Below are 17,699 nucleotides of genomic sequence, written 5' to 3'. Positions count from 1 at the left end.
CATTCTGCTCCTCTACGGTAGAGCGAAGTGTCGGCGCGCTGCGTCCGCACAGCAGACCCGCACACAGAGCAGCAGAACACAGACAAGTTGGAGGACACGTGCCCAGGGACACCGAGAGCATCGAACGCGAGATCGAGAAGGCGCGTAACCAGCTCGCGAGCACACTCGACGAACTGACGGTCCGCACCAACCCGAAGCGGCTGGTCGAGAACACCAAGAAGACGGTGCTCGCCAAGCTCAACGAGCCGGCAGTGAAGTACGCGCTGATCGCAGTCGGTTCAGTGGTGGGAATACTCGTGGTCCGGAAGATCATTCGCTGACCCGAGTTGTCGAAGACAGAACATGAAGAAGGCCCCCACCTGGTGAGGTGGGGGCCTTCTTGCAAGTGCGCCCACAGGGACTCGAACCCCGGACCCAGTGATTAAGAGTCACTTGCTCTACCAACTGAGCTATAGGCGCTCGCTCTTGCGAGACAGAACATTAGCCGACAGGCTCAGGAGTTTGCAAAACGCGTGTTCATCGTGGTGACGATGGTTACATCGCTTCCGGAATTCACGAGTGTGGAGGGTGCGAATCCGGCCAGCGGACGGTGCTTTCCAACTGCTGTGCGACGGCGAGAATGGTCGGTTCACCACCGCTGCGCCCGACCAGTTGGACGCTCAGGGGGAGTCCGCGTTCGGAGAACCCGGCGGGCACAGCGGCCGCCGGGTTGCCGCAGACATTCCAGATCGAACAGTAGGCGGCGATCGGCAACGCCTTGCGGACTGCTGACAGAAGGCCGGTTCCTTCGAGTTGTCCGATCGGGCGTGGCAGCGCGGGCGTGGTCGGCATCAGGACCAGGTCGAAGGTGTCGAAGACCTGGTTGACCGTCGCTGCGATTCGCTCGCCTTTGCGGTAAGCGAATTTCCCGACGCGCGCGGGAGCGGCTATCCGGCCGATCGACGCGAGTGCTCGTGTGCGCTTCTCGAGTAACGCTGGATGATCGACGCGCAGTGCTTCGTCGCGGACGCCGCCGAGCACCTGGGGGAGAAATGCCGCAGTTGCGTCCGGGTACTCGGGATCGTGCTCTTCGACGTGATGTCCCAACGCGCTCAACATCTCTGCGATCGAATGCACCGCGGCAACGACCTCCGGGGACGGGCGGACGCCCCGGACCGGACTCCGGGTGGACACTGCAATGCGAAGCGGCCCGGGCGCCGACGCGGCTGACTCGGCAAAGCTGGTGCGGAGCGTTTCGGCTGTGTAGTCGTCGGTCCCGGTGGTACCGGTTATCACGTCGTACACGAGCGCGCTGTCCTCGACGGAACGAGTGAGAGGGCCTAGTGTGCCGAGTCCGCGCCAGAGGTTGCGGTTCGGCGCGGTGCTCACCCGACCGCGCTGCGGTTTGAGTCCGAACAACCCGCAGAACGCCGAAGGCAGTCGGATGGAACCGCCGCCGTCGCCACCGATTGCCGCTGCGACCATGCCTGACGCGACGGCCGACGCAGATCCTCCGCTCGATCCGCCCGTGGATACGCCGGTGTCCCAAGGGTTTCTGGTGTAGCCGTTTGCAGCAGTCTCCGTGAAGGGCCAGATGCCGAACTCGGGCATCGTCGTCTTGCCGACGATCACCGCGCCGGCGTCGCGCAACCGCCGGACGACCTCCGAGTCAGCAGAGGCGATGCGGGTTGCCGCCGCACCGCCGTACGTCGTCGGCGTTCCGGCGACGTCGTTCTCGTCTTTGATCGCGATCGGAACTCCGTGCAGTGGGCCCAGGCTGTGGCCGTCGGCCTGGCGCTGATCGAGACGTGTCGCTTCGTCGAGCGCTTCGTCTGCGAGAACTCGCACAAAAGCATTGAGCGTCGAATCGAGGCGTTCGATACGGCGAAGTGTGTTCTCGGTGAGCTCGCGGGCCGATATTTCTCCGGACCGGATCAGAGCGGCCTGACCCGCCACACCGGCAAATGCCAGCTCGCTGCCCGGTGTGGTTTCGCGCTCGGTCATCAATCCTCCAGGCCGTGGTTCCGATAACTGTGAAGTCTATTCACCACAACCTGTTCACCACGACACAAAGAAAAATCCCCACCTTCCGAAGAAGGTGGGGACCTTTGCAAGTGCGCCCACAGGGACTCGAACCCCGGACCCAGTGATTAAGAGTCACTTGCTCTACCAACTGAGCTATAGGCGCTCGCTCTTGCGAGACAGAACATTAGCCGAATCGCCGGTTCGGGAGCAAATCGCCAGGTGGAGGCGTCACCGCTGTAGTCCGATCGGAGGAAATCCGCTGAAAGCGGTAACAAAACGGACGGTTCGGAGCGATTGATACTTGAACGTTACTGACGGCGTGGCCTTTCATGACCGTTGGTAACGAGCGCGCCTGGCATCATTGGTGCAGCGCAGTCATACCGCAAGTCCCACTTGCCTTCCGGTAAGTGGGATTCGCATGTGACGCGGAAGTTAGTCGGAGAAATTGTGAAGCGGAGTCGAACGATGAGTCGTCAAAGGTGGGGTCTGTCCGTGCGCGGGGGGAACGGTCGAGCGTCGAAGGGCGCGGCGATGATCGCGGCGTCTCTCGGTGCTCTCGTTCTGATGACCGCGTGCACGTCGGGCGGCAAGGACGTCAGTACCGAAGGGTCGGCGCCGATCGATTCCAATCCGCTCACCGAACTCATCAAGCCGAAGCTCACCTCGACCGCTGCCGACGGCGCTGTCGGCTTCTCGCCGGGCGACCCGGTCAAGATCAACGTCGCTGACGGCGCTCTGTCCGACGTGACGATGGTCAATCAGGACGGCAAGGCAGTTGCCGGCGCGATTGCTGCCGACGGTGCGTCGTGGACCACCACCGAGCCACTCGGCTACAACCGCAAGTACAAAATCGAGGCCCGCGCATTCGGATTGGGTGGCGCAAGTACGACGGTCACGTCCTTCACCACCAGCGCACCCGGCAACGTCACCAAGCCGTACGTCTTGCCCAACGAGGGTGACGTGGTCGGCATCGGTCAGCCCATCGCGGTGCAGTTCGACGAGAACATCCCCGATCGCAAGGCTGCCGAAGCCGCGATCACCGTCACCACGACTCCGGCCGTCGAAGGTGCGTTCTACTGGGTCAACAATCGTGAGGTCCGTTGGCGTCCGGAGAACTACTGGGCACCGGGCACCAAGGTCGACGTGAGCGTCAACGTGTACGGGCGCAATCTCGGCAAGGGAGTCTTCGGGCAGGAAGACGCCAAGAGTTCCTTCACCATCGGTGATGCCGTCATCGCCACGGCGGACGACAACACCAAGCAGGTCACTTTCCAGGTCAACGGTGAGACTGTCATGACCATGCCCACCTCCATGGGCAAGGACAGCACTCCTACCGACAACGGCGTCTACATCATCGGTGACCGCTTCGCGAACATGATCATGGACTCGTCCACGTACGGCGTCCCGGTCACCTCGGCGCAGGGTTACAAGACCCCCGTCGACTGGGCGACCCGAATGTCCTACAGCGGTATCTTCTTCCACTCGGCGCCGTGGTCGGTCGGGCAGCAGGGCTACTCCAACACAAGTCACGGCTGCCTCAACCTGAGCCCGTCCAACGCCAAGTGGGTCTACGACAACACCAAGCGTGGGGACATCGTCGTCGTCAAGAACACCGTCGGCGGCACTCTCTCCGGCACCGACGGCCTCGGTGACTGGAACATCCCCTGGAGCGTCTGGAAGACCGGCAACGCGGACGTCTGAGTTCGTCCCTGAAGCCTTGAACGGCAGAATGCCCCCGACCGTCCGGTTGGGGGCATTTCTGCATCTGCACACCTTTTGTGAGCGAAAGTGCCTCTCGGTCTATCTGAGGCGACGGGAGGTACGTTCGCTCGGTGTCAGCGTCGACCGAACGCGTCCACTCCGGTCATCTCAGCGGACAGTGCCCACAATCTGCGTGCGTCGGCGGGATCGGTAGCCCAAGGTTTCACTCCGCCGACGCTCATGTCATCGGTCTGCGCGACGTCCGCGATGTTGCAGTCCTGGAGATACGCGCCGGAGTGATCGGCGAGTATCGGTGCCGTCGCTGCCCACACCGTTGTAGCGGCGCCCTGGGAGGGAGTCTTGAACCCCGGCACGGCGTCGCCATTCGACGTCGTCCATCCGAGATCGTGTTTCTCCAATGTGGAGAAGTGACGTTGAAGCGGAGTGAGGATGCTCCCGGGATGGACGGAGAACGCACTGATACCGCGTGAAGCACCGGAGCTCGCCAGCTGTACAGCGAATAGAGCATTTGCAGTCTTGGCTTGACCGTACGCAAGCCAGCGGTCGTAACCGTTGCGGAAATGTATGTCATTCCAACGCACTCCCGACAGAAAATGTCCCGCCGACGAGACAGCGACTACGCGAGAACCGTTTGCGGGCATGGCTGGCACAAGCAGGTTCACCAGTACAAAGTGCCCGAGGTGATTGATCGCGAATTGTGATTCCCATCCGGAGCCGACACGGAGTTCCGGGCAGGCCATGACCCCCGCATTGCAGATGATGATGTCTGGAGTGATCCGGGATTCGAGAATTTCTCGCGCACACGATCTGACACTGCTCGGGTCCGACAGGTCGCACGCTCGCACTTCGATACCCGGAAGGTCGGCCACCGCCCTCCGTGCCTGTTCTGGTCGGCGGGCAAGAACTACAACTCGCGCGCCGACCGAAGAAAGTGACTGCGAAACCTCATATCCCAGTCCGGAGTACCCGCCGGTGACCAAAACCGTAGTGCCTGTTAAATCTTGTCCGGCAAGTACGTCGTCGGCAGTGGAGACTCGGGAGTATCCGGTGTTGATTTTGCGCTGGATGGAATTCATGGCTGCGACCGTAAAATCTGGAGTGCACTCCAGGTCAAGGAAAGGTCGCCAGGCAATGCGCGAACTGTCAATCGGTGACGTCGCTGTCCAGACCGGAATCAGTATCGATTCCCTTCGATACTTCGAACGTGAGGAATTGCTCGTTCACGAGGTGGCGCGCTCGGCAGGTGGGCGTCGGGTCTACTCCGAAAGCGATGTCTCTTGGTTGAAGCTGTGCAATCGCTTCCGAGACTCGGGTATGCCGATCGCCACGATCCGCGAATTCGCCGCTCTCGTCAGGTCAGGTCCAGGAAACGAGAAGGAGCGGCTTTCACTTTTACAGTCGCATGAGGAGTTGATTCGATCCAGGATCGCTGCGATGCAGGAAAACCTGAACGTCATCCACGACAAGGTTTCGGTGTACGAGCGACATGTTCGCGAGGGGACCGTCGTAGGTGTCTGGGAGCCGCAACCGTCGCCCGAGTGATCGACGGCTGGGCCATTTGCGGCGAATTCCAGCTACCCCGATGTAAGCGAAAGTGGCTTTCGGTCGATCTGAGGCGACGAGAGGTACGTTCGCTCAGCTCGGGCACGGGTTGCTCGGGAGCGCGCGATTTGTCGCGGTCGCCACCTCACCCGGCTGTGGAAGGGGAGATTGGGGCTGGCGCACAAACCATAAGAACCCCCGAAAATGTCTTTCGACATCTTCGGGGGTTCCGCTTGGGTGAGCGACGGGACTCGAACCCGCGACAGCCAGGATCACAACCTGGTGCTCTACCAACTGAACTACGCCCACCATTGCCTCGGCCACCGGTTTGACCCGGCTGCTTTGACGAAAGAGATACTAGCGCGAAAGTCGGTCAGGAAGCCAATCGGCAGGTCAGGCGGGACCCAAGCCCTCTACGACGGCTGCGATCTCCGCGCTCGACGGTCCGGGCGCCGCGACGAATGCAGTGCCGCGGTAGTACTTGAGTTCGCGGATGGATTCCTTGATGTCGGCGAGTGCCCGGTGGGCGAGACCTTTTTCGGGCTGGCCGAAGTAGATTCGCGGGTACCAGCGGCGGGAGAGTTCTTTGATGGAGCTGACGTCGATCATCCGGTAGTGCAGGTATGTGTCCAGTGCCGTCATGTCCCGTGAGATGAATCCGCGGTCGGTGGCGATTGAATTACCCGCCAAGGGAGCCGTACCGGCGACGGGAACGTGCTTGCGGATGTACGCGAGCACCTCTTTCTCCGCCTCGGCGAGGGTGACCGTCGACTTACGAACCTCTTCGGTCAGTCCCGACTTTGCGTGCATCTTCTTCACGACGTCGGGCATTGCAGCCAACGCGTCGTCGTCGGCGTGGATGACGATGTCCACACCTTCGCCCAAGATGTTCAAGTCGCTGTCGGTCACCAGAGCCGCAATCTCGATGAGTTTGTCCGACTCGAGTCGCAGCCCGGTCATTTCGCAATCGATCCATACCAATTTGTCCTGCACCAGGAACACAGTAGTGCGCGCGGGCGCGGGATAAGGTCTGCGGTGGAAACTCGACGTGTGTGAGACGGCGTTCGGGTGATGACAAGAACTTCGCCGCATTGCAACGAGGAGGGCTTTTCGATGACCGTGGATCCGAAGGACGGAGCAGCGCCGCTGACGCCGGCGGAGAAGGCGAAAGCTGCCAAGGCTGCCGCTGCCGAAGCCGCTCGGATTGCAGCTGAAGCCGCTGCAGCAGCTGAGGAAGCAGAGAAGGAAGCGGCTGCCGCCGAGGCCGAAGCATCGGCCGGAGCCACCCCCGCTGCTCAGGTGCCCTCGGGTGCTGCCGCTGAAATCGCGGCGGGCTATTCATCCGAGGGGCGGGCACTCGAGCTCGGCTCGGTGGTGATCGACGGTGTTGCAGATCCCACCGCGCGGGTGCGGATTCCGTTGGCGACGATCAACCGTCACGGTCTGATCGCCGGTGCGACGGGTACCGGCAAGACCAAGACGTTGCAGGGCATCGCCGAGCAGCTGTCCGCCGCGGGTGTGCCGGTTGTGATGGCCGACGTCAAGGGCGATCTCTCGGGTCTGTCGAAGGCGGGGGATCCGAGCGAGAAGATGAAGTCTCGCGCAGTCGAGACGGGCGACGATTCGTGGACTCCCGCTGGGATGCCAGTCGAGTTCTTGTCGTTGGGTACTGACGGAATCGGTATCCCGGTGCGCGCGACCATCACCAGTTTCGGGCCGATCCTGCTCAGTAAAGTGTTGGGCCTCAACGAGACCCAGGAATCGACACTCGGGCTGATCTTCCACTGGGCCGACACTCAGGGCCTCGCCCTGCTGGACCTCAAGGATCTGCGTTCGGTCATCGCCCACCTGACAAGCGCTGAGGGCAAGGCCGATCTGAAGGGTATCGGCGGAGTTTCCTCGGCGACGGCGGGAGTGATTCTGCGCGCGTTGGTCAACCTCGAAGCAGATGGTGGTGACACCTTCTTCGGTGAACCAGAACTCGAAACCGAGGATCTGCTGCGTGTCGTCGGCGGTGCCGGTGTGATCACGCTGTTCGAACTCGGTGCCCAGGCGGCGCGCCCGGCAATGTTCTCCACCTTCCTGATGTGGGTGCTCGCGGACCTGTTCCAGACGCTGCCCGAAGAGGGAGATCTGGACAAGCCGAAGCTCGTGTTCATCTTCGACGAGGCGCACCTTCTGTTCGCGGACGCGTCGAAGGCCTTCCTGCAGCAGGTCGAACAGACGGTCAAGCTCATTCGTTCCAAGGGCGTCGGCGTGTTCTTCTGCACGCAACTTCCGACCGACATTCCGAATTCGGTGCTGTCACAGTTGGGTGCGCGGGTTCAGCACGCCCTGCGTGCCTTCACGCCCGACGATCAGAAAGCCCTCAACAAGACCGTCCGCACGTACCCGAAGACCGAGCACTACGACCTGGAAAAGGCACTGACTTCACTCGGCATCGGTGAAGCCATCGTGACCGTACTCTCGGAAAAGGGTGCGCCGACGCCGGTGGCCTGGACCAAGATTCGTCCTCCGAGGTCGCTGATGGACACCATCGGCAACGACGCGATCAAGGCGGCCGCGTCGTCGAGTCCCCTGAATCAGAAGTACGGCCAGACCATCGACCGCGAGTCGGCGTACGAGAAGCTGACGGCCAAGGTGGCCGGTGCTCCGACAGCGGATCAGTCCCTGGATCTTCCGCCGCTGCCCGATCTGCCGCCACCGCCGCCGGCCGAGCCGGAGGGCCCCAACATCGCCGAGCAGATCTTGGGCAACTCGGCTGTCAAGAGTTTCCTGCGCTCGGCGGCTTCGGCTGCGGGACGCGAGATTTCGCGAAACATCTTCGGCACCGGTAGTCGCCGCAGGCGCTGAGGCTCAGGCGCCCGCGAGGTCAGATGCCGACCTCGCGGGCCAGCAGGTCGTTGATCGATTCGCGCCTGATCAACGGCCGCGCAATCCCGCCCAGCACGGCGACGACCGGCGGCCGGCCGACGCTGTTGTAGGTGGAGGCCATGCTGTGGTGGTATGCGCCCGTACACGGCACTGCCAACAGGTCACCTTCATGTAGGTCGGCGGGAAGCCTTGCTCCGACGGCAATTTCGTCGCCCGATTCGCAGTGTCGCCCGGCGACGGTGACTTCCTGGAGCGGTGCGCGCGAATGTCGGTTCACCAGTTCGACGTCGTAGTGGCTGTCGTACAACGACACCCGAGGGTTGTCGCTCATCCCGCCGTCGACGGAGACGAAGGTTCGTCCCCCGCTGATCGACTTGATGTTCTGTACGCGATAGAGCGTGACTCCGGCCCGCGCAGCGATCGCTCGGCCAGGCTCGAGCACGATTTCGGGGCGAGGGAAGCGGTTTCGGGTGCACGCGTCGTCGAGAGTTTCGTCGATGACGTGAGCGAGGCGGGTCAGATCCAATTGGGCATCTCCCGGCACGTAGGCGATCCCATGGCCACCGCCGAGATCGAGTTCGGTGAGGATGATTCGATGCGTGCGTCGTATGTCGTCCATCTGTGCGATCATCGTCTCGATCGCGGGGCGGAAGAGTTCGGGATCGGTGATCTGGGAGCCGAGATGGCAATGCAGGCCGATGAGCTGCAGGTGCGTCGCGTTGGCGACGACGGATACCGTATGTTCCAGTTCTTCGGAAAACGCTGGTAGGCCGAACTTTTGGTCCACGATGCCCGTGGACACTGCCTTGTGTCCGTGTATGTCGATGCCGGGTGTGACTCTGACCAACACCTTCTGTCGGTGGGTGCACACCGACGCGAGCCGTACCGCTTCGCTGGGGGAGTCGAGGACGATCCGGCCGACACCCGCGTTGACCGCCGCCCTCAGTTCGGAAACCGATTTGGCATTGCCGTGCAGGATGATTCGATGGGGGTCCACGCCCGCGGCAAGCGCGACGGCGAGTTCACCGGCGGAACAGACATCCACCCCGAGTCCCTCGTCGGAGACCCAGGTAGCCATCGCTCGAATCATCAGTGCCTTGCCGGCGTACACGATCTCCGAGTCGGGGAAGATCTCTCGATACGTGCGGCAGCGGTGCCGCACGTCCGCCTCGTCGACGACGTACGTCGGTGTGCCGTACTGGTCCGCGATCTCTTCGAGGGAGACGTCGCCGATGCAGACACGCCCGCTGTGGTCGTGGCGAGTACTGATGGGCCACAACGCAGGATCCATACGCGGTGTCATTGCGCCGCGTAGGGAGGGGAAGATTTCGAGTAGCGTCACGTCGATCTCCTGAAGGTGACCCGCCGTGTTGCGGGCTACTTTCAGATCTACTCCCGAAGATCACCGGTGGGGCGGATCTTGACGCTTACTTGACGCGCCGCCGAACGAGGTTGACGCGGCTCTGACGGCCTCGGCACTGTGCCCGTGGACTCACTGTGCCCGTCGCCGCCTCCATCCGAACCAACCGAGCACCGCGAGCAATGCCACCGCGGCGCCTCCGCCGATGACCGTCGATCGGTCGGCGGACACACCAACGGACGGAGTTCCGCCGGCACTCGGGGCGTAACCGGCGCCGTACACGGACTCGACCGCCGCTTGGATGTCGAACCCGGTTTCGGTAGCCGGCCGCAGCTGTGCCCCTCGTGCTCGGCGTCGACGTCGTACGGCGCAGAAACGAACATCAGCTGCTCGGTGCCGAGCACGTAGCTTGTGCCACAACCGTTCCCGTTCGCGAGTGTCCCCACCGACGTCACCGATGCCAGATCGCCTTTGTAGACCCGGCTGACGTCGAACAGGTAGGTGTCCTCGAACCCGTCCGAAGTTTTCTCCGTCGGAGTCCCGAGGAAAACGGTGCTGGAGACGCTCACGGCTTCTTCCGGGGTAGCCGATGATGCGCACGAACATGCATTCGCTGCCGTGGGCAGCAGTAGGGGCAACCCTCCGGTCAAAAGAAGGATTGCCCCGACTGACAGTGTTCTTCGCATCGCCATTAACCGACTATATGGTCTGCTATGGCCTGCTCTGAGAAGTTTGAGTGAATCAGCCGCCGAGCTTCTTGTAGAACGTGCCCACGATCGGCGCAACGACGGCACGCGGGCTGTAACCGCCCGCGACGGACATCGCCTTGCTCAAGATGCCCGGTACGACGCGCATCTTGTTCTCGGCCAGGCCGTCGAGCGAGACCTTGGCGGTGTACTCGCTCGAGATCCAGAAGAAGTCCGGGACGAGCTTGTCGACGATCGACGCTTCGGCCGGGTCCGGGGTTTCGGTGCGTACGGGGCCTGGGGCGAGCAGGGTGACGTTCACTCCGGTGCCCTTGAGTTCACCTCGCAACGATTCCGCGAAGGTGTTCACGAACGCCTTGGTGGCGGCGTACGTCGCGTTGTTGGGGATCGGCATGTTTCCGGCCGCGGACCCGACCATCAGGATGGCTCCGGACTTGCGCGCGAGCATGCCCGGCAGCACGGCCAGCGTGAGATCGTGCACTGCAACGGCGTTGAGCTCGACCTGGTCGCGCTCGTATGCCGGGTCCAGCTCGGCGATCGGCCCGAAGGTGGCGATACCGGCGTTGTTGCACAGGATGCTGATGTCGCGGCCACCGAGTTCCTCGACCAGAACGGCACGCGCCGCGCTGTCGGAGAGGTCCGATGCACGGACCTCCACCTCAACGCCGTGCGCGGCGCGAAGCTTCTCGGCGAGGACCTCCATGACCTCGCCACGACGGGCAACGAGGATCAGGGAGTGTCCGCGTGATGCCAGATCAGCGGCCAGTGCCTCTCCGATGCCGGAGGAGGCGCCGGTCACTACGGCGCGGGCTGTGGTTGTGGGTGTCGGCAGGCTCACGATCAGTCAGCGTAGCCGGTCAGATCTTCGCGGCCAGTCGTGTGCCCTGTTCGATGGCACGCTTGGCGTCGAGTTCTCCAGCGACATCCGCGCCGCCGATGATGTGGGTCACCACGCCCGCGACGGTCAGTTCGTCCACTAGATCGCGAACCGACTCCTGCCCGGCGCAGATGACGATGGTGTCGACCTCGAGAAGTCGGGGCTTCTCGTGCTTCTCACCGAAGGTGATGTGCAGGCCGGCGTCGTCGATGCGCTCGTAGTTGACGCCCGAGAGCTCGTGGACGCCCTTGTTCTTGAGGGCCGCCCGGTGGACCCAGCCGGTGGTCTTCGCGAGGCCGGCGCCGATGCGTCCTGGCTTGCGTTGGAGGAGGTAGACCTCCCGCTCGGAGAGCTCTGGTACCGGAGTGGTGAGAGCGCCCGGGGCCATTTCGGGTTCGGTGACGCCCCATTCCTGCTTCCACTCCTTGAGATGAAGAGTGGGGGAAGTGGGGTGCGTGAGGAATTCGCTCACGTCGACGCCGATGCCGCCGGCACCGATGACGGCGACGGACTTGCCGACGGGCTTGCCCTCTCGGACGACCTCGGCGTAGGTCAGCACCTTCGGGTTCTCGATGCCGGGGATCTTGGGAACCCGCGGCGTCACGCCGGTGGCAACCACCACTTCGTCGAAGGATCCGATGAGATCTGCTGGTGCGACGCGGGTTTCGAGCTTGACTGTCACTCCGCCCACGTCCAGCATGCGGGTGTAGTAGCGAATGGTTTCGGCGAACTCTTCCTTACCCGGAATGAGCTGTGCGATCCCGAACTGTCCGCCGATCTTGTCCGAGGCCTCGAACAACGTGACCGAATGACCACGCTGAGCAAGATTGAGTGCTGCGGAAAGTCCGGCAGGACCGGCGCCGACGACGGCGAGATTCTTGGTCCGCCGAGTGGGGGAGAGGATCAGCGTGGTCTCACGGCCCGCGCGCGGATTGAGCAGGCAGGAGACCTGCTTGTGAACGAAGGCGTGGTCGAGGCAGGCTTGGTTGCAGGCGATGCACGTGTTGATCTCGTCGGACGCTCCGCGCTCGGCCTTGTTCACCCAGTCGGGATCGGCGAGCATCGGCCTGGCCATCGAAATCAACTGCGCGTCACCGCGGTTGAGGATCTCTTCGGCAGTCTCGGGCATGTTGATCCGATTCGAGGCGGCTACCGGAATGTCGACGTGCTTCTCGAGCTTGCTCGTGATGTCCACGAAGGCTGCTCGGGGAACCGAGGTGACGATGGTGGGCACCCGTGACTCGTGCCATCCGATGTCGGTGTTGATGATCGTGGCGCCGGCAGCTTCGACTTCCTTTGCCAACGAGACGATTTCATCCCAGGTCTGACCGCCCTCGACCAGGTCTGCCATCGACAACCGGAACACGATGATGAAGTTCGGGCCGACGGCCTTGCGTGTGCGTCGCACGATTTCGACTGCCATGCGTCGACGGTTCTCGGAACTGCCGCCCCACTGGTCGGTGCGCTTGTTCGTGCGCTCGCAGAGGAACTGGTTGATGAAGTAGCCCTCACCGCCCATGATTTCGACGCCGTCGTAACCCGCGGACTTGGCCAGACGCGCGCAGCGAACGTAGTTCCGGATCTGCCAACGCACCCCACGGCCGGTCAGCTTGCGCGGACGGAACGGATTGATGGGCGCCTTGATCGACGACGCGGAGACACTGAACGGCTGGTAGCTGTAGCGGCCGGCGTGCAGGATCTGCATGGCGATCTTTCCACCCGCGTCGTGAACCGCCTTGGTGATCCGGCGGTGACGGCGCGCTTCGATGCGGTTGGTCAGCTTGGCACCGAAGGGTAAGAGCCAACCGGTGCGGTTGGGCGCGTAGCCGCCGGTGATGATCAAGCCGACTCCGCCACGGGCACGTTCGGCGAAGTACTCGGCCAAGCGGTCGGTGTCCTTCGCGCGATCTTCGAGGCCGGTGTGGATCGATCCCATGACGACGCGGTTCTTCAGCGTCGTGAATCCGAGGTCGAGCGGTTCGAGCAGGCGGGGGAACTGTGTATCCGTCATGACTGAAGATGTCCTTCCGTGGCGTACTCGCCAGTGTCTTCGGTGGCGTACTCGCCGGTGTCTTCGATGGCGTACTCGCCAGTGGGCAATGCGTCCAGAACTTCCTGGCACCAGTCGGTGAATCCTTCTTCGACGCGGATGCCGCCGCGAAGTACGAGGTACTGGTGCAGTGAAGAGCCGGAAAGCGCTGCTGGATTGGGGAAGTCACGCTTTTCGATGAGTCGGTAGACGTCGAGGCGGGCGGCGTGGCCGTCGCGGTGGCGAGCGACTTCGCGTCGTAGAGCGGGGAGATCGGCGTGCGCAGCGGCCCTGATCTTGATGGCCAACTCGTTGCGCAGGTGGTTCGGTTCGGACGGCTCTGCGATCCATCGGGTCAGTTCGGCGCGGCCGGCATCGCTGACGCGGTACATTTTCTTGTCCGGTCGGCCGTCCTGCGCGATGGCCTCCACCTCCACCCAGCCTGCCTCGTCCATTCGCTTGAGGACTCGGTAGATCTGCTGGTGCGTCGCGCTGTGGAAGAAGCCGATCGACTTGTCGAACCGGCGTGTGAGGTCGTATCCCGACGCATCCTGTTCGGAAAGGGAGACGAGCAACGCATGTTCGAGTGCCATGGAAAAAGTATCTATGCACTCAGGTGCGTATGCAACTAAGTGCGTACTAACTCGGGTGCATAGAACGTCTTGTATGTCGACTTCGGAGAGAGGCGCCGAGTCGCCCGCGCGCAGTTAGGCTTCGCCGTATGAGCGCCGAGTCCACGAGCACGCAGGCCGAGCCACCCGCAGGCATCGGCGGTGCGGCCACGAAGAGTCAAGTGTTCGCATGGGGGCTGTGGGATTGGGGATCGGCCGCATTCAACGCAGTGATCCTCACGTTCGTCTTCTCGGTCTATCTCACCGACGCGGTCGGTGACGACCTTCCCGGCACGATTTCGGCAACTACGTGGCTCAGCTGGGCACTCGGAATCGCCGGCTTCTTCATTGCGATTCTCGCTCCGATCACCGGACAACGTTTCGATGCGTCGGGTAAACGTAAACTCTCGCTCGCGATACTGACCGGCATCACCGTGCTCTCGATGGCGGGCCTCTACTTCGTCGAGGACAACTACCGCTATCTGTGGCTCGGATTGGTTCTGCTCGCAATCGGTTCGGTGATCTTCGAGCTTGCCGGCGTTCCCTACAACGCCATGATGCGGCAGGTGTCGACACCGGAGAATCTGGGTAGAGTCTCCGGCTTCGGCTGGGCCATGGGATATTTCGGCGGAATCGTGCTGCTGTTGCTGTGCTACTTCGGGTTCATCGTCGGCGACGGCGACACTCGGGGATTCCTCGGATTGACCACCGACGGCGGCATGAACATCCGGATGGTGGCACTGCTGGCTGCAGTGTGGTTCGCGGTCTTCGCGATTCCGGTGTTCTTCAAGGTTCCCGAGTTGCCCAGCCCCGCGGTCGATCCGGGAGCGTCCAAGGCCGGGTTCCTCGACTCCTATCGGGTGTTGTGGCGCGATCTGCGCGAACTCTGGAACGTCGACAGGCGCACGATCTGGTACCTGATCGCGAGCGCGCTCTTTCGTGACGGTCTCGCGGGCGTGTTCACCTTCGGAGCCGTGCTGGCTGTCAACGTCTACGGAATCAGTGCGGCCGACGTGCTGTTGTTCGGTGTTGCGGCCAACGTGATTTCCGCAATCGGTGCATTGGTGGCCGGACGTTTCGACGATCGGATCGGACCGAAACAGGTCATCACCGTCTCGCTGGCGTCGATGATCGTGGTCGGCGCGATCCTGATCGCGGTGTCCGGGCCGGTGATGTTCTGGATCTTCGGTCTCGCGCTCTGCCTCTTCGTCGGGCCCGCTCAGTCTTCGGCACGAACCTTCCTGGCGCGCATCACCCCGCCTGGGCGTGAAGGTCAGATGTTCGGCCTGTATGCGACCACAGGCCGAGCAGTGTCGTTTTTGGCACCGACACTGTTCGGCCTGTTTGCATGGCTCTTCGGTGCAGACCGTGCCGGCATCATCGGACTGCTGGTGGTTCTCGGCGTCGGCCTTGCCGCATTGTCGATGGTGAAGGCGCCGGAAGGGGACAGTGCGCTGCCCGTCAATCCTTGAAGTAGACCAACTGGTGTGTCGTAGCGAGCAATGCGCCGTCACTGCCCCAAATTTCGGCCGACTGATCGAAGTACCCGTTGCCGAACCGTTGGGTCCGCGCGGTTCCCAGCACGGAATTGTCTGCCTGTTCGGTCAGCGTCTGAGCGTCGGCGTGGAAGTAGATGGTCATCGAGACCGTCCCAGCCGGAGCCATCTTGCCTCGGCGCAAGAAGACTCGTGGGAAGAAGACATCGCACAGTGCGGCCAGCGACGTGAAGTCGAGAGCGCGTGCCGGTTGATCGCGCACCCAGAGCGTCGTTGTCGAGTCGGGATGCTCGCCCGACTCCAGGTCGGGGATCGCACCCTCGACAAAGCGCATCTCGTAGTTCTGTGCCCAGGCGATGAACTCGGGGAACGGCAGCAGCGTAACGTCTTCGGCCGACGGAACTTCCGGCATCGTGATCTCGGTAGACGACCAGGTTTCACGCCTGGTACCGAACACTGCCGTCGCGGTAGTGGCGACGGTTCCGTCCTGAGAAAGTTCGATGGACCAGTGTTGCGTCGAGCGGTTGGTGCGCACCGGCCGGGCGGAGATCTCGAAGGCGCCCTCGGTGATCGGACCGGCAAAGTTGACGGTCAACGACAGCGGATCGCCGAGGCGTTCGGGGTGCTTCAGTACGGATTCGAGCATCGTGGCAGCGGTGACGCCGCCGAACGGCCCGACCATGTTGTTGTACGCCGGATTGGTCTCGCCGGTCGACAAACCGGCGGTGAGTGGCGTCAATCCGACAGCAGCGTCGAAAGGATGGGGTGGTGCAACGGTCTCGGTCATCGCAGAACTCCTGGTGATGGAATCAATTCGGCTCTATGTATGACAACATACATAGAGCCGAATTCGTCGCGGCGATCAGGATCCTGCACGTGCGAGGATCGCCTCGGCCAACTCTTCGGCTCGCTCTTCCGGAATCCAGTGACTTCCGCCGTCGAGCACGACGAACTCGTAGGGAGCGTCCACGAATTCACCACAGCGTTCTGCGCCTGCGCGGCCGAGCGCTGTGTCGCCGGTGCTCCAGACATACGTGGTCGGCACGGTGGTGCGATCGATGTCGCCGAAGTCGCGGGTCATCGCGCGGTACCAGTTCAAGGCGCCGGTCAGCGCGCCCTCCCCGCTCAGGACACGAATGTGCTCGTCGGCGAATTCAGGATCGATCTGGCCGTCGAACATGGCGCGCAGCCGGCGAAAGTTGTCCTCCGACAACACTTCCTCGGCTTTGCCCTCCTGTCGGAGAAGTCCGATGTACGACGAGCGTTGTTTTTGGTCCTCGTCCTCGCGGAGTGCCCAGCCGAAGGCGGTGGGGTGGGGGACCGAGATCGCGGTCAGACTGCGGATCCGGTTCGGATGGCGACCGGCGACCTGCCAGGCGACCGCCGAACCCCAGTCGTGGCCGACCAGATGCGCGTCGGACAGGCCGAGTGCGTCGAGCAATCCGACGACGTCGGCTACCAGGTGCTCGATCTTGTAGGCATCCACCCCTTCGGGGCGTGCGCCGGCGGAGTAACCGCGCTGATTCGGTGCGATAACGCGGTAGCCCGCTGCGGTGAGCAGTGGTGTGAGCCTGCCCCAGGATGCGGCGCTCTCCGGGAAGCCATGCAGCGCTACCAGAGGAATGCCGTCGTCCGGGCCCGAGATCAGTACGTCGAAGGTGAGGTCGCCAACGGGGATTTCGTATGTACTCGTGGAAGACATGACTCTCACCGTACGTCGAAAAGGTGAACCCGAGGTCAGTTTCGAGGTGGATTCCAGGTGGCCATTCCGAGCATGATGACTCGCAGTTGCTTCTCGGCTCGTGTGATGACGGCGGCTTCGTCGCGATACCCGGCCGTCCCGGCGTCCAGCAGTTCGACGACAGCGCTGAACATCGTCGAGACGATCAGGTCGGCAGCCATTTCCAGATCGTCCGACGACCAGCTTTCCAGTCCGGCAATTCTGGAGAGGTCGATGGTCAGTTCGCTGACGAACAACCGCATTTCAGTGGCTATCGCACGTCGTACCTCACTGACGCCGCTGTAGCGTTCGCGGCAGAGGAACCGAAACTGTCGCTCGTGTGTATGCACTTGTCGCACAAGGATGCCCAGTGACGTAGCGGCGTCCTTGGTGCTGGGATTACGCCTTGCGTCGCGCAGCATCTGGCGCAACATGCGCATGCTCTCTTCGACGAGGACGACACCGACGTCCTCCAGTGAAGCGAAGTGGCGGTAGAACGCCGTCGGAACGATCCCGGCTTCCCTGGCTACCTCTCGCAAGCTGATTCCGGCGAAGCCCCGATCGGCCGAGAGGTCCATGGCAGTGTCCAGGAGCGCTTGGCGTGTGCGTTCCTTCTTGGCGGCACGACTTTCCGGCTCCCTGTTGTCGGGTTCCCTGCGCTCGGGGTTCACCGGTCCGGCCTTCGTCACGACGTCGAGTGTAGGTACAGGCATTCCGGCTCCTTTCGGCAACTCGTGTAACTCGGATCACATTCTTG

The 17,699-nt window shown here is 62.7% G+C and carries 16 protein-coding genes and 3 tRNA genes; 5 read left to right on the top strand and 14 right to left on the bottom strand.

Translation table 11 applies throughout. The features are described from left to right. Positions 1-98: 98 nt before the first annotated feature. Complete coding sequence (locus ABH939_RS25040; protein ID WP_007733292.1) at positions 99-320, top strand: DUF3618 domain-containing protein; 222 nt, start codon at positions 99-101, stop codon at positions 318-320. Between the two features lie 66 nt (positions 321-386). On the opposite strand, the gene ABH939_RS25035 is transcribed toward ABH939_RS25040, so the two are convergent. The 3 genes from ABH939_RS25035 to ABH939_RS25025 form a co-directional block, all read right to left on the bottom strand. Next, positions 387-459, bottom strand: a tRNA-Lys gene (locus ABH939_RS25035). 93 nt (positions 460-552) lie between these two features. Beyond that, entirely contained in the window at positions 553-1,983 is a 1,431-nt protein-coding gene (locus tag ABH939_RS25030) for an amidase (RefSeq protein ID WP_404650308.1), read from the bottom strand. 111 nt (positions 1,984-2,094) lie between these two features. After that, positions 2,095-2,167: transfer RNA gene (locus tag ABH939_RS25025), tRNA-Lys, on the bottom strand. Between the two features lie 368 nt (positions 2,168-2,535). Here ABH939_RS25025 and ABH939_RS25020 point away from each other — a divergent pair. Further along, the gene (locus ABH939_RS25020; RefSeq protein ID WP_125052658.1) at positions 2,536-3,705 is read left to right on the top strand and encodes an Ig-like domain-containing protein; all 1,170 of its coding nucleotides are present in this window, start codon (positions 2,536-2,538) and stop codon (positions 3,703-3,705) included. Positions 3,706-3,839: 134 nt separating this feature from the next. Here ABH939_RS25020 and ABH939_RS25015 read toward each other — a convergent pair whose 3' ends face one another. Then, positions 3,840-4,802, bottom strand: a complete 963-nt coding sequence (locus tag ABH939_RS25015) for an oxidoreductase (protein ID WP_039973324.1) — start codon at positions 4,800-4,802, stop codon at positions 3,840-3,842. Between the two features lie 55 nt (positions 4,803-4,857). Between ABH939_RS25015 and ABH939_RS25010 the strand changes: the two genes are divergently transcribed. Next, on the top strand, positions 4,858-5,268 hold the full coding sequence (locus ABH939_RS25010; RefSeq protein WP_007733298.1) for a MerR family transcriptional regulator: 411 nt from the start codon (positions 4,858-4,860) through the stop codon (positions 5,266-5,268). Positions 5,269-5,504: 236 nt separating this feature from the next. Here ABH939_RS25010 and ABH939_RS25005 read toward each other — a convergent pair. Together ABH939_RS25005 and orn are read right to left on the bottom strand one after the other, a co-directional pair. Beyond that, a tRNA-His gene (locus ABH939_RS25005) sits at positions 5,505-5,577 on the bottom strand. Positions 5,578-5,661: 84 nt separating this feature from the next. Beyond that, positions 5,662-6,261, bottom strand: a complete 600-nt coding sequence (gene orn, locus ABH939_RS25000; protein ID WP_024487359.1) for an oligoribonuclease — start codon at positions 6,259-6,261, stop codon at positions 5,662-5,664. Between the two features lie 120 nt (positions 6,262-6,381). On the opposite strand from orn, the gene ABH939_RS24995 reads away from it, so the two are divergent. Then, positions 6,382-8,121, top strand: coding sequence for a helicase HerA-like domain-containing protein (locus ABH939_RS24995; RefSeq protein ID WP_404650305.1), 1,740 nt, complete (start codon positions 6,382-6,384; stop codon positions 8,119-8,121). A gap of 19 nt (positions 8,122-8,140) precedes the next feature. Here ABH939_RS24995 and lysA read toward each other — a convergent pair whose 3' ends face one another. The 5 genes from lysA to ABH939_RS24970 all read right to left on the bottom strand — a co-directional run bounded on the left by lysA (position 8,141) and on the right by ABH939_RS24970 (position 13,708). Next, on the bottom strand, positions 8,141-9,484 hold the full coding sequence (gene lysA, locus ABH939_RS24990) for a diaminopimelate decarboxylase (protein ID WP_054187164.1): 1,344 nt from the start codon (positions 9,482-9,484) through the stop codon (positions 8,141-8,143). A 47-nt stretch (positions 9,485-9,531) separates the two neighbouring features. Beyond that, positions 9,532-10,071, bottom strand: a complete 540-nt coding sequence (locus ABH939_RS24985) for a hypothetical protein (RefSeq protein WP_404650303.1) — start codon at positions 10,069-10,071, stop codon at positions 9,532-9,534. Positions 10,072-10,243: 172 nt separating this feature from the next. After that, entirely contained in the window at positions 10,244-11,047 is an 804-nt protein-coding gene (gene cmrA, locus ABH939_RS24980) for a mycolate reductase (protein ID WP_019749133.1), read from the bottom strand. 19 nt (positions 11,048-11,066) lie between these two features. Next, complete coding sequence (locus tag ABH939_RS24975; protein WP_404650302.1) at positions 11,067-13,097, bottom strand: FAD-dependent oxidoreductase; 2,031 nt, start codon at positions 13,095-13,097, stop codon at positions 11,067-11,069. Continuing rightward, on the bottom strand, positions 13,094-13,708 hold the full coding sequence (locus ABH939_RS24970) for a PadR family transcriptional regulator (protein ID WP_047888983.1): 615 nt from the start codon (positions 13,706-13,708) through the stop codon (positions 13,094-13,096). Before ABH939_RS24970 ends, ABH939_RS24975 begins: the two co-directional genes overlap by 4 nt. 128 nt (positions 13,709-13,836) lie before the next feature. On the opposite strand from ABH939_RS24970, the gene ABH939_RS24965 reads away from it, so the two are divergent. Beyond that, complete coding sequence (locus ABH939_RS24965; protein WP_007733331.1) at positions 13,837-15,198, top strand: MFS transporter; 1,362 nt, start codon at positions 13,837-13,839, stop codon at positions 15,196-15,198. On the opposite strand, the gene ABH939_RS24960 is transcribed toward ABH939_RS24965, so the two are convergent. From ABH939_RS24960 to ABH939_RS24950, 3 genes are all read right to left on the bottom strand, one after another. Next, positions 15,188-16,009 carry an acyl-CoA thioesterase gene (locus ABH939_RS24960; protein ID WP_404650300.1) on the bottom strand — a complete coding sequence of 274 codons (822 nt, stop codon included), beginning with the start codon at positions 16,007-16,009 and terminating at the stop codon, positions 15,188-15,190. The genes ABH939_RS24965 and ABH939_RS24960 overlap by 11 nt on opposite strands. 75 nt (positions 16,010-16,084) lie before the next feature. Next, the gene (locus ABH939_RS24955) at positions 16,085-16,924 is read right to left on the bottom strand and encodes an alpha/beta fold hydrolase (RefSeq protein WP_404650298.1); all 840 of its coding nucleotides are present in this window, start codon (positions 16,922-16,924) and stop codon (positions 16,085-16,087) included. Between the two features lie 35 nt (positions 16,925-16,959). Further along, positions 16,960-17,655 (bottom strand): TetR family transcriptional regulator, encoded by a 696-nt coding sequence (locus tag ABH939_RS24950; protein ID WP_003945327.1) that lies wholly within the window; start codon positions 17,653-17,655, stop codon positions 16,960-16,962. Positions 17,656-17,699 lie beyond the last annotated feature (44 nt).

The sequence above is a fragment of the Rhodococcus sp. 27YEA6 genome (genome assembly GCF_044908235.1).
Taxonomy (GTDB): Bacteria; Actinomycetota; Actinomycetes; order Mycobacteriales; family Mycobacteriaceae; genus Rhodococcus_F; species Rhodococcus_F qingshengii.
The sequence above is the reverse complement of the archived record's forward strand: the minus strand, read 5'-3'. Positions and strand labels throughout refer to the sequence as shown.